This window comes from Paenibacillus methanolicus (assembly GCF_008124765.1).
Lineage (GTDB): Bacteria > Bacillota > Bacilli > Paenibacillales > Paenibacillaceae > Paenibacillus_Z > Paenibacillus_Z methanolicus.
Window position 1 is genome coordinate 624,566 of sequence record NZ_VNHS01000003.1, and the last position, 12,846, is coordinate 637,411.

The window sequence follows — 12,846 nt, forward strand, 5'->3', positions numbered from 1 at the left end:
AAGCCTCTTTATTGGGTTACATAGGCTAAATTAAGGCTTAATTCTTAATCGTTTATGAAGCCATCGAAAAATAATTTTAAGAACTTATCGACGAAGAACAAATTTTTTACTTTCATAAACGGTTAAGATTTGATCTTTATGATGAACGAATGACCTGGGCGCAGGCGTAATAAATTTCCTTTTGGAAGCAAATCTTAACGAATTGGGAGATAATCATGAATACATCTAACACATCCGGCAAGCAGACAAACGTTGAAGATCAATTGTCTAAAACCAAGCTAAGCCATTTTGCCGCGCTTTTATTCTCGGCGGGAATTCCCAAGCTGACGCTTGGCATCGCGATCCTATTAAGCTTGATCAGCGCCATGGCGGGGCTGGTTGTTCCGCTCGTCACAGGCAGTATGATTGACCAGTTTCGCCTGGCGTCGATTAATGCCGCTATGGTACTGAAGCTCGTTTTTTTCTTTATTTTGCAAGCGATATCGAGCGGGGTTTCGTATCTATTGCTGGCTTACGTTGGCAGCCGCATCGTCAGTCATCTACGAAAGAAACTTTGGAAGAAAACATTGGCGCTGCCGGTGCCCTTTTTCGACCGCCATCGATCGGCAGACCTCATGAGCCGCGTAGCGAACGACACGAATGAGATCAAATTGTTCATTACCGACCACTTAATTGCCTTTTGTTCCAATCTGCTCACCGTCATAAGCGCGGTCGCCATTCTTTTTTACTTGGACTGGCAGATGACGCTGATCATTTTGCTGGCGCTGCCGATCGGTATTGCCTTCCTGATGCCGATGGGCGATAAACTGTACGCGATTTCCGTGAACATGCAGGAGCAATTGGCCGGGCTTGCCGCAACCCTTTCGCAAGTACTCGGGGAAATTAGACTGGTGAAGTCCTCCAATTCCGAATGGCGAGAAATGAAGAACGGTGAATCCGACATAGACGGACTGTATCGCTTTGAGATGAAAGAGGCTAGAATAAATGCAGTGCTGACGCCATTGATGACGCTAATCATGATCGTTCTGCTGGTTGTCATTATCGGATACGGCGGGGTCCGCGTTTCTTCCGGCGCTTTGAGTACCGGAGCGCTTGTATCCTTTATCCTGTTGTTGTTTCAAATTTTGTTTCCGTTCAGCCAATTCGCGGCTTTCTTCTCTCATTTGAAAAAGGTGATGGGCGCAACAGAGCGACTAAGACTGATACTGGAGCATCCGCCGGAAACGAAAACCCACGTTCAATTGCTTCCCGACAAGCAACAACCCATGGAATTCCGCAGCATTCGTTTTGGCTATCAAAAGGAAAAGCCGATTCTACTGGATGTTTCCTTTACGATCCCCCACTGCAAGGTGACGGCTCTGGTAGGACCCAGCGGGAGCGGAAAAACGACGATTTTCTCGCTGATTGAACGATTTTACGAACCAGCGGAAGGCACGATCTCTTGGGGGGATTCAGCGATAGGCGATTTTCCCTTGGATGCCTGGCGCAGGAAGATCGGTTATGTCTCCCAAGAGAGTCCGCTAATGGCGGGTACCATTCGAGACAACATTATCTATGGCCGGGAAGATGAAGTCAGCGAGGAAGAAATAATCGAAGCGGCACGTCTCGCCTATGCGCACGACTTTATTCATGCGCTTCCCGGAAAGTATGAGACGGAGGTTGGCGAGAGAGGAATTAGGCTATCAGGCGGACAGCGCCAGCGCATAGCGATTGCGCGAGCTTTACTGCGTAAACCCGATCTATTGCTTTTAGATGAGGCGACGGCTAGTCTGGACAGCGACTCGGAGCATGAAGTACAGAAGGCGCTCGACTATTTGATGCAAGATCGGACAACCTTGATTATCGCCCATCGATTATCGACTGTCGTGCGCGCGGACCAGATCGTCGTACTAGAGCATGGGCAAGTAACCGGAGTCGGCACGCACGAGGAACTCGTTCATACGCATCCTTCTTATAAGACCTGGGCGCATAAGCAGTTTCAGTTCGATCAGTTTATTAGCATGGGGTGAAACGATGAATACGAATCGCATTTTAGTTGTGGAAGATGATCCGGATATTCGCGACCTCCTCTGCGCTTCTCTTGCCCGGGCGGGTTACGAGGTGACGCAAGCCCAGAATGGTCAGCAGGCGCTGGAGCTTGTAGACGAGTCGCTCGACTTGGTTATTCTGGATATTATGATGCCAGGTATGTCGGGAATTGAAGCATGCAAGCAAATTAGAGAGCGCTCCAATGTCCCGATCTTGTTCCTGACCGCAAAATCCGGCACATTCGATAAGACCGAAGGCCTCTTGGCCGGCGGAGATGATTATATGACGAAACCCTTCTCCGAGGATGAACTTCACGCCAGAGTAATGGCCCAGCTGCGCAGATACAAAATCTATCAGGATAAAAAGGATCATGGAGAAACATTTCTTGTCGCCGGTCAATTCCGGGTCAGCGAGCAGTTCAATGAGGTCTGGAAAGGCGATCGAAAAATCGAGCTGTCCGATCTCGAATATCGAATCTTGAAATTGCTCATAAGCAGGCGCAGCAAAATTTTTTCCGCGCAAAATATATATGAAAGCGTCTGGAACCAGCCCTACTTCTATTGCTCGAACAACACCGTGATGGTGCATATCCGCAAATTGCGCGCCAAGATTGAGGATGATGCCGCTCATCCGACCTATATCCAGACCGAATGGGGAAGAGGATACCGCTTTGTCATATCGTAAGTTTTCGCTAACTAAAAAGCTCGCGCTGCTCATTTTAATCGCATCGATGGTTAGCGGGTTATCTTTCCTAGTCATGCAAGCAGCGAGCGATGAACTGATTGACCGCCATCTTGAAACGGAGACTTATTTCAAGCAGCAGTCATCCAAATATATTGAGAAGTTTGCCCATTATGTTGCCGTTCATGGTTTGTCTTCGATGGACCGAGACGCCTTTGCCGCGTGGACGAAGAACGAAAAAATCATCTTGCTTACCATCTATAAGGATCAGGTGCTCCAGTTCGATTCCGTCTACACGGCTGAGGATGAGTCCGCATACGGAGTTGAAGCCGAATCGCAATACGCGAGGAAGCATTCTTCACCGGTTCTGTTTAGCGACGGCCAAGGGGATGTCATCATAGACGGTTTCTTCGAGGCCCGTTTTTACGACATTGCCTTTGCGCTAGAGATTCTGGCTGCGTCGGCCCTCTTTTTGGCTATTGTACTGATGGGCATTCGTCGAAGCCTAATTTATCTGCGAACGATCCATGAAGAGATTCACATTCTGGAAGGCGGTGAACTGGAGTATGGCATGACCATCAGAGGGCATGATGAATTAGCCATGATCGCCGAGAGCGTCGAAGAGCTCCGCAAAGCGTTTCTAGGCAAGCTGCTCGCCATCGAAGGGCTGCAAGCGGAGAGCCGAAGCCTCGTGACCGAGATGTCCCATGATATGCGTACGCCGCTTACTTCCCTGATCATGTACTTGGAATTTGCCAAGAGAGAACAACATCAGCCCTCCGGAGAAGCGAGCAGCTATATCGCCAATGCCTATGCAAAAGCACTGCAATTAAAAAACTTGTCGGATAATCTGTTCGCCTACTTCCTTCTGGACAAGGAGCAGGAAGCAGAATTGGAGACGATTCCCGTACACGAGGCGATCTACGATCTCATGTCCGATCTGGTTGGCGTACTGCGGCAAGAACAATTCCAGATTAACTTGACGGGCGAACTGCCCGATGCTTACATCACCGTTAATATGGAGAATCTTTCACGCGTTTTCGATAACCTGCTCTCCAATTTGTTGAAATATGCTGATCCGCGTGACGAAATCGGCATCTCGTTCGTGTCCAATCAAGAAGTGTTCGAAATTCATATTCGTAATACGATTAAGGCTGCGGATGCCGCCTTGGACAGCACAATGCTGGGTGAAAAGATAGTCGCAAAGATGATGCTGCATATGCTTGGCCAGTTCACGAGTACCAGCGACGGTATCACCTATAGGACGGTCTTGAGATTCTGGAATACGAAACTGCAATAACGATCATGTAAAATAGAATCGTTTACCGGTGGCTCTATTCACCACAAACAAAAACCGCTTGTTTTCGTTTCTCACGAAAGCAAGCGGTTTTTGTTTTGTAGCCTTTCCCCTACTCTTTCACGCTGCCAAGCTGCATGCCATGCACGAAATATTTCTGCAGGAACGGATAGACCACCAGGATTGGCAAGGATGCGACGATCGTGATCGCAGCCCGGATCGACATGGGCGTGACCATGTTTCTCGCGGCTCCGGGGTCGGCGCCGCTCGAGACGGCCGCGCTGCTGTTGGAGAGCATGGATGAGGACAGCAACTTCATGAGCTCATACTGCAAGGTGCTCAGGTCCTGCTTGGAGGACGCATACAGGAACGTATCGAACCAGGAGTTCCATTGGCCGACCGCGACGAACAAGGCGACCGTGGCGAGTACCGGCTGACAGAGCGGCAGAATTATGGAGATGAACGTTCGGAAATCGCCGGCGCCGTCGATTTTGGCCGACTCGATCAGTCCCTCCGGAAGCGTCTGGATATAGGTCCGAATGACGATCATGTTGAACGCGCTGATCAGCCCTGGGATGATATACACCAGGAAGTTGTTCAGGAGATGCAGATCCCGGATCAGAAAATACGACGGGATCAAGCCCGCATTAAAATACATCGTCATGACGACCACGATCGTGATCGGCTTGCGGAATACATATTCCTTGCGGCTGATCGCATAGGCCAGCATGGACGTAAGGAACAGACTGAGCACCGTGGCAAGGACGGTCCGCGCCACCGAAATCCAGAACGCGTGATAGATCGTGCCGCCCGCGAAGACGGCTTTGTAATTCTGATCCGTCCACACGCGAGGCAGCAGGTAGATGCCGCCCCGTATCGTGTCGTTCCCCGCATTCAAGGAGATGGCGAGCGTGTTTAAGAACGGATATAACGTCACGATCGCAATGCCGATCATGAAGATCGTATTAAGCGTGTGGAAGACAACCGGCTCCAGCTTGAGCGTTCTCGTTCTCATGGGTATGCCCTCCTCATATCAGTCTGTCCTCGCCGAAACGCTTGGCGATCGTGTTGGCCGCGAAGATGAGCGTAATGCTGACGACGGTCTTGAAGATGCCGGCAGCAGTAGCTAGCGAGTAGTTGCCGATCTGCAGCCCGTATTTCAGCACGAAAATATCGATCGTCTGCGACCAGTCGACCACGACGCCGTTGCCGAGCAAATATTGCACTTCGAAGCCGGCGTCCAAAATCCAGCCCAAGTTCATGATCAGCAGGATGATCACGATGGATTTGATCCCTGGCAATGTTACGTAGAGCATCTTCTGATACCGGTTCGCGCCGTCGATCTCGGCCGCCTCGTACAATGACGGGTCGATCGATGTGATGGCGGCGAGATAAATGATCGCGTTCCAGCCGACTTCCTTCCATACATGGGAGGCGCCTACGATCCCCCAGAAGTACTTCGGCTCGCTCAGCCACATGATCGGCTCGTTGATGAAACCGAGTTTCATCAAGAGGACGTTCACGATCCCGCTATCGACCGACAGCGAATTCGCGACAATGCCGGTGACGATGATCCATGACAGGAAGTGCGGCAAGTAAGAGATCGTCTGAATGCTCCGCTTGAACAACTTTTGCTTGATCTCGTTCAGCAGAATCGCGAAGATAATCGCCGTCACGAAGCCGAGCACCATGTTGATGACGCTCATGCCGATCGTATTGCGCAGCACCATCAAGAACGTGTCGTCGCTGAACAGAAATTTAAAATGCTTGAATCCGACCCATTCCTGCTGATCGAACGATCTGGCCGGCTTGTAGTTCTGGAAGGCCATCGTCCAGCCCCAGATCGGATAATACGAGAACACGAATACATATAACAGTATGGGCAGCGACATCAGCATGAGCTGCTTTTGACCGCTCATCCGCTTCCACAAGGACGATTTCGGCACGACTTGCGGCGCTGCTTGCTTCGATGGAATCATTTCCGGGGAACCCGCCATCGCACTCTCCTCCTATCGTTCATCTCTCTCTTTCGCGCTGGCCGAAACCGCGCAAAGCACGCGGCGTCATCGCCGGTGCCTTGCGCGCGCTATCGATCGCGCTCGTTATTCGCCGCTCGTCCAGTTCTTGATCCGCCATTGAATCTGCTCGTTGATGCGGTCTTCATAGGCCTTCACGTTGATTTTCTTATAGGCCTCGACGTATTCGTTCCACACCGCATCAAACTCGGCCGATTTGGCCGTAATCGCTTTTGGCAAGAACTTGAGCGAGGTATCCGACATTTGCTTGTTGGCGATCGAGGCTTCCGAGCCTTCGATCAGATCGATCTGCCAAGCCGGGTAGAACACGTTATTCTCCGGCGGCGTCGAGAAGAAGTCGGTCCATGTTTTATGTCCGTAGGCATCGAGCAGCTCTTTGTCCTCCGGTTTGAGGGAGGCGTAGAACTCCTCCGGCTGAAGCCCCGCGCTGGTCGCGTTGCCATCCGAGAACGTGCCTTCCATCTTCGGCAGCGCGCCCAAGAACGCATCGGCCCGGTTAGCCAATTTCCAGGTCGGGTCTTCCTGCTGTTTGCGCTGCTCCGGCGTACGGTAGAACTTGCCGCCGTCGCCGACCATATAGTCGACCCCTTCTTCGCCCCAGTTCAGGAGCTTCTGGTACTTCTCGTCCATGAGGGCGTCGAGGAATTTAATGATCCGAACCGGATCTTTGGCATCCACGCTGATCCCGAATCCGTTGTTCAAGTTCGGAACGGGCTGTTCGAGGTACCAGTCTTTAATGCTGGTGTCGTAAACTAACGGGAAGCCGACATAGGTTTTGCCGATCTTGCCCTGGCTCACGAGCGTATCTTCCGCTGGCTGGAAGTTCCAGTGCTGATCGAACATGCCGAGCACGCGGCCGGAGGACAGCTTCGCCAGATACTGGTCGTAGTTCTGGATGAAGGCTTCTTTATCCATCAGCCCTTCGTTATAGAGGGCATTCAGTTCTTTGTAATAGCGTTTGGACATCTCCTTGTCGGCGAACACGCTCGCCACGCCGTCATCCACGACGACGCCGCCGTCGTTCGGATGGCCGGTCAGATGCTCGGGCGCATTCAGCAGCGGGAATGTCCGCCAGTCGAACGCCAGCGTCGTATAGCCGATGGTCGGTTGACCGTCGATCTGCGGATGCTTGGCCGCATAATCGCGGATGAGCTTCATATAATCATCCAGCGTTTTCGGCGTTGGATAACCCGCTTCTTTCAGAACGTCTTTCTGGACCCAGAAGGCGGGACCCGAGTAGCTGTTGAACTTGGGCTCCCCGGTCACGACGCCGTAATTCGGCAGCCAGTAGATGTGACCGTCGCTGGAATCCTTCATTTTGTTCCACGCTTTGGCATAGTGCTTCTTCAGGTTCGGCGCATGCTCCTCGATGAGGTCCTCCAGCGGAATGACGGCGCCGGCCGCAACCAGTTTCGTATCCGCCGTGATGAGATCCGGATAGTCGCCGCCCGCGATCATGACGCCCAGCTTCTGCTGCAGATCGCCGACGAGGAATTCCATATCGAGCGATACGCCGAGCTCGTCCTTGATCTTCTTGTAAATCCGGTTGTCCGCCGTCGGCGCCTGATTCGGCGTACTAATGAAAGCCGAGAGCGTAACCGGCTTCGTCTGCTCGGCGGCCTCGCCGCTGCCGTTGTTGCTCGGCGCATTCGAGGGCGCATTACTACCGCCGTTATTGCCGCCGTTATTGTCGCTGCAGCCGACAAGCGCGATACTCAGCGCCAGCGCGAGCGACATGGAACCCCATAATTTCCTGTTTCTCTGCATAACCATCCCCTGCTCCTCCTTTAGCCATCCAACCCTATCTTCGGCTTGCATCCGCCGAGGATATCGTCTTCTTGTAAAAAGTGTAGCGCTTACAAGAAACGACAACAACCGGACGGAATCAAGGTGAATCACCTGTTGAACTATAGGTTTTTCCCTCGCCCCTTCCCCCTCCGCCGAGGGGAACCAGAGGGCTTCGCCCTCTGGACTCCCTATTTCGTGCAGACACAATTGTTCGCGGACGGCGGGTTGCCTTGAGCGGGGCACGCTTTTGTCCTCGCGGACAAAGCTTCAGTGGGTTTTGATGGCCATCCTAAGATATACGCCTGTGTGCACCTGCCGCATCTTCTCCAGATGGCTCTCGGTCAAGGTCTGAATGCTCCGACTTCGAAAATGAATTCTTATCAGAGTATTAATGTTTTACTATTATTTTTGATTTTGAGTACGAGAAGGAGTAAAATCGAAAGAGAACATACGTTCCCTATCAAATAGAGAGGAGGTCAATGTTATTAGTTCTGGTGGCGATGTCAGTAAATCTCCGATGGGAAAAATAAAAGGTAAGAACACTAAGCTAGAACAATCGGTTTCTAAAGCGGTTTGGAGAAAAGGATTTCGTTACCGAAAAAATGTCCTTTCTTTATTCGGGAAACCTGATATTGCGATTAAAAAATATAGAATCGCGTTATTCATTGACTCGTGTTTTTGGCATGGTTGCAGCAAACACTTCAAGATACCTGCCAAAAACCAGGATTACTGGGCTAAGAAGATTAACCGCAATATAGATAGAGACATAGAAGTAACAAGATACTATCAGGCGAAAAACTGGTTTTTAATTCGTATATGGGAACACGAGTTGAAATTTGATTTCGATTCGAAGATCGAACAGATTTGCGAAACGATCGTCAAGGCGCAACTACAAAAAGACGGGGTTACCCCGAACGAAGAGGACGCATGATTCTGGAGAAGCTAAAAGCTTTCTATAAGGAAAGCTGCTTCGGAAGCATAAACTAGCGTTCGTTTTTGGATGAATGCTGCGCTCACAAACGGAGCGCAAACCAATCATCCTTTGTGAGTGGATTCCTACCTTAGCCAAGTATATTCAAGGAATCCGGGAACAACAGCGATCGGAAGAACATGCGACGCGCAGTGGATGCGGTAACCAAAACATTGCATTTGAAAACGGTGGTGTCCCAACGTCATCTTTTCCGATGACTTTTGGGACACCCCCTTCACCGCTATATTGCTCTACTAAGCATAGATACCTCGGTTATGCTCGTCCGCAATACCCGATTTGCGGTAAAAGTACGTGTTGACCTGATCCCGCCATTCCCGCGCGTGCTTCACTTGTTCGCGCAGTCGATCCCGCACCTGTTCGAACCGATCCGCATCCAGCTTGTGCTCGAGCGAGCTCCATGCGTTCAACAGTTCGACGGCCTGAAGCACGCCTTCGAAGCGAGTGTCGTAGATGTGCTGGATGACCGTCTTGCCCGTCTTCAATCTGTACGTATACGGAACATGGTGGAAGAACAATAACAGTTCATCCGGGCAGCTCTCCAAATTCTCGTACAGCTCGGCATTGGGCGCGTAATATTGCGCCGTGTAGCGCGTTCCGGTGCGAACCGTCCGGTCCACTCCGATGCCATGACGGTCCGCGAAGTGATAGGTCCCCCAGCGCGAATACTCGTAGCCGTCCACATTCGGGCCGTAATGGTGGTCCGGGTTGACCATCCAACCCACGCCGAGCGGCGCCGTGTATTTCTCGTAGATGTTCCATGACTCCAACAGCATGTTGCGCACGGCTCGCATCACGTCGGGATCGGCGCCGAACGTCTGGCCAATCCACTCGTTCGCGATCTCCTCGGCCGTTAGCCGCGGGTTCCAAGCCAGACGGCCGAACCCATACAAGTTCGCTTGCGCAAGCACGTGTCCGGTCCAATTGGTCGCATCGCCAATGTTCGATACGGCCGCAATCCCTCCGCGACGGTTGCCGAACAATCGGCCGCTGACCACATCGGCGACGGAGCTGCCGGCTCCGCGCGCATGCGTGTCGAAGTCCAGCACTTCTTTCCACTGCGGGACCAAGTAGCACAGGTGGCGCTGCTGCCCCGTATATTCTTGGGTGATCTGCAGCTCCAGCATCTGATTCGTCGCGGGCATCGCGCCGAATAGCGGGGAGACGGGCTCGCGAACCTGGAAATCCATTGGACCGTTCTTGATCTGCAGCAGGACATTGTCCCGAAACTTCCCATCCAGCGGCGTAAAATGGTCGTACGCGGCTCTGGCCCGGTCCGTCGTCCGGTCGCGCCAATCCTGCTGGCAGTTGTAGACGAAGCAACGCCAGATGACCAGGCCTCCGTATGGCGCCAGCGCATCCGCCAGCATGTTGGCGCCGTCGGCATGATCGCGGCCGTAGGTGAACGGCCCGGGCCGTCCTTCGGAGTCGGCTTTCACCAGGAAGCCGCCAAAGTCCGGAATGGCCCGATAGATGTCTTCGACCTTCTCCTTCCAGAAGCGTCTGACGCTCTCATCCAGCGGGTCCGCGCTGAATAGGCCACCGAGCTGAATAGGACTTGCGAAGTTGACGCTCAGGAACGTGGAGATGCCGTATCGCCTGAAAATGTCCGCGACTCTGACGACATCCGGTAACAGCTTTTCCGTTATCAACAGGCTTTCGACCGCGTGCACGTTGACGTTGTTGATCGCAATCGCATTGATTCCAACGGACGCCAACAGGCGGGCATAGTCGCGAATACGGGACATATCGGGTACAAACTCGTTATTCCGGTAGAAAATAGACCGGCCTGCATAGCCGCGTTCAATCGAACCATCCATGTTATCCCACTGATTAAGCATCCGTAATTCGTTCGACGGCGCCTCCGATAGCATTAGACCGGTCAGATCCTCGCCGCATTGCATCAACCGAAGGAGATGATAGACCGCATACAAAGCCCCTTTAGCCGATTGCCCTGACACGATCAGCCCGTGCTCATCTGCTGCCGGCATGCTTCTAATGACGTATCCGTCCCCGGATCCGGCCTGTGCCGCCGGCTCGATCGGCCTATCGTCCATTTGCCCGCGAATGCCGAGCCGAATGCCTCCCTTTCCCGTGGAAGCAGCAGATCTACGGGGCCGTACGCCGAGCATGGCTTCTAGTCCGTCCATCAGCTCTGCCGCCGCGGTCTGGAGCACGTCGTCCGCCGGATCGGCGACGGCAATCTCCTGCCCCCATTGCCGGTATTCTGCCAGTCGATCTCGGTCCGATATGGGGTTGAATCGCAGCCAGCAGCGATCCCAATTCGCCGCATCGTTCATATTCCATACCTCCGCTCGTTCGTGCATCTCGATGGATGCGCTACATCGTATAGCCGAACCCCAGAATCGTAAATTTTTGATGTTCATGGCCGGAAGCCATTCGGATCTCCACATGATGCTCGCGCGGCGTCTTCTCTTGATAGAGAAGAACGGCATTGCAATGCGTCCAGTTAATCTCATGCGGATCTGCGAGTCTCGCCATTCGCCCGTCCACCCCTATTTCCGCGCTGCCGAAGTCGGTGCGACCCGAGTCTTTAAAGACGAGAATGAGATTTCGGCTCGTAATCGTCATCGTGAAGCTTCCCTGGCCGGATACGCCCGCGTGCATCCAGTTGTTCGGAAATTGTGGCGTGCCCAAGGGATGATCGTCCATCTCCGCCATCTGCAGATCGGTATCGGTGTCCGTGAAGCTGCCCGCTTGGATGCTGGCGATGTCGGTGTAATTGGCTCTGTCGAGCAGACGCATCCGCGCGAAATCGCTGCCGATCAGCGGCGGTTGATCCAGCGCAATATCCTCGCGATCCTCCTCGGACCGGTCGGTTACGGCGAACAGATAACGCAAGCAATCCGCCATGACCGTATGGCCCGTATTGGTCGGATGATAGATATCATAGAAAAATTGCCGCTTGCTGATGACATTGCCCTCTTCCTTATTCAATCGGAACTGATCGACGACCGCATCCTTTACGCTGACCATCGGGAGCCCGTAATGCCAGCCGATCGGGGCAAGCCTATCTTGAAGGTTCCAATCGTTGACGAAGACGCTGAATAACAGCACGACGGCAGGCTTGTTCGCCGCGCTAAGGATTTTCAGGCAGAGGCTTTCGTAGCAGTTGCCCTTCGTTTCGTCTCCGGCATCATTGACGGCGAACTCCACGATGACGATATCCGGCTCTGCGGTACCGTCGCGTAGGACATCTCGGTCATAGCGGACGACGCCTAGCTCGGACGGCGTCCCGCCTACGCCGGCCTTGATGAATCGAATATGGTCTCGGTCCGGTCTGCCGAACATTTGCTTGAACGCCAGATAAGACTTGTAAGCGTAACAGTCCGTATGGAGCGGCTTCGCACCGGCGCCGTGCGTAATCGAACCGCCGATGTAGGCGATGGTAACCGCTTCGCCTCGTTTGGCTTTGTCGATCGCCGCTTTCAGCCTCTTGTTATTCCCTGGACTAACCAAGGATTTCGCGATCATCGCTTGATAGTCTTCCGAGTCCACCTTGACCGGCGACTCCGGAAGCATCTCCTGGACCTCGTAAGGTTCGTGTAGATATAGCATTACACTGGCGGTAGCCAAAGCGCCGGCATCCTCGAATTCGAATACGATTTTGCCCGGAACGTCGTCGTCCGCCGACCAGTCGACTTCATCCAGCTTCATGATCATCTCCGTACCATCGGCCGGACATGGAATGCGAAGGCGCGTCCCCGTCTCGTATTTGCTCGTCTTTCCCCAATTCTCGAGCACGAACGCGACGGAGGAAGCCGACGTATCTTTCCCCGCCTTCACGTTCACGCCGATACTGTGCACCAGCTTGCGAAAACCGGCGCAGTCCCTCAGAAGCATCAAGATCGCGTCATCGGTTACGCCGCCCGCGACTCTCGCCAGGTTGATGAGCTGCTCGCCTTCCAGGTAGAATTCTTGGCTGTTGTTGTCGTTTCCCCGTGCCGCAGCCTCGATCGCCATGTCGTAGATAATATAGAACCCGCTGCGCTTGGCTTCCGCATCTT

9 protein-coding genes are annotated in these 12,846 nt (G+C 53.0%); 4 read left to right on the plus strand and 5 right to left on the minus strand.

Features of this window, described 5'->3' with window-relative positions:
• Window positions 1–215 precede the first annotated feature (215 nt).
• Genes BCM02_RS11230 through BCM02_RS11240 form a run of 3 tightly spaced genes read left to right on the plus strand, consistent with a single transcriptional unit; the run spans window position 216 to window position 4,009 of the window.
• Window positions 216–2,009 (plus strand): ABC transporter ATP-binding protein, encoded by a 1,794-nt coding sequence (locus BCM02_RS11230; RefSeq protein WP_148929146.1) that lies wholly within the window; start codon window positions 216–218, stop codon window positions 2,007–2,009.
• 4 nt (window positions 2,010–2,013) lie between these two features.
• Window positions 2,014–2,712 (plus strand): response regulator transcription factor, encoded by a 699-nt coding sequence (locus BCM02_RS11235; RefSeq protein WP_148929147.1) that lies wholly within the window; start codon window positions 2,014–2,016, stop codon window positions 2,710–2,712.
• Complete coding sequence (locus BCM02_RS11240) at window positions 2,699–4,009, plus strand: histidine kinase dimerization/phospho-acceptor domain-containing protein (protein ID WP_148929148.1); 1,311 nt, start codon at window positions 2,699–2,701, stop codon at window positions 4,007–4,009. Before BCM02_RS11235 ends, BCM02_RS11240 begins: the two co-directional genes overlap by 14 nt.
• A 109-nt stretch (window positions 4,010–4,118) precedes the next feature.
• Here the strand turns inward: BCM02_RS11240 and BCM02_RS11245 are convergent, their stop codons facing one another.
• The 3 genes from BCM02_RS11245 to BCM02_RS11255 form a co-directional block, all read right to left on the minus strand.
• Window positions 4,119–5,021 carry a carbohydrate ABC transporter permease gene (locus BCM02_RS11245; protein ID WP_148929149.1) on the minus strand — a complete coding sequence of 301 codons (903 nt, stop codon included), beginning with the start codon at window positions 5,019–5,021 and terminating at the stop codon, window positions 4,119–4,121.
• Window positions 5,022–5,034: 13 nt separating this feature from the next.
• Window positions 5,035–6,003, minus strand: a complete 969-nt coding sequence (locus BCM02_RS11250; protein WP_148929150.1) for an ABC transporter permease — start codon at window positions 6,001–6,003, stop codon at window positions 5,035–5,037.
• 105 nt (window positions 6,004–6,108) lie between these two features.
• The gene (locus BCM02_RS11255; RefSeq protein WP_187434154.1) at window positions 6,109–7,815 is read right to left on the minus strand and encodes an ABC transporter substrate-binding protein; all 1,707 of its coding nucleotides are present in this window, start codon (window positions 7,813–7,815) and stop codon (window positions 6,109–6,111) included.
• 532 nt (window positions 7,816–8,347) lie between these two features.
• Between BCM02_RS11255 and BCM02_RS11260 the strand changes: the two genes are divergently transcribed.
• Window positions 8,348–8,761: a very short patch repair endonuclease gene (locus BCM02_RS11260; protein ID WP_148929151.1), complete on the plus strand. Its 414-nt coding sequence runs from the start codon at window positions 8,348–8,350 to the stop codon at window positions 8,759–8,761.
• Window positions 8,762–9,054: 293 nt separating this feature from the next.
• Here the strand turns inward: BCM02_RS11260 and BCM02_RS11265 are convergent, their stop codons facing one another.
• Together BCM02_RS11265 and BCM02_RS11270 are read right to left on the minus strand one after the other, a co-directional pair.
• A complete protein-coding gene (locus BCM02_RS11265; protein WP_148929152.1) occupies window positions 9,055–11,118 on the minus strand; it encodes an alpha-glucuronidase family glycosyl hydrolase in 2,064 nt (687 codons plus the stop codon).
• Window positions 11,119–11,158: 40 nt separating this feature from the next.
• A complete protein-coding gene (locus BCM02_RS11270) occupies window positions 11,159–12,802 on the minus strand; it encodes an SGNH/GDSL hydrolase family protein (protein WP_148929263.1) in 1,644 nt (547 codons plus the stop codon).
• Window positions 12,803–12,846: the final 44 nt, after the last annotated feature.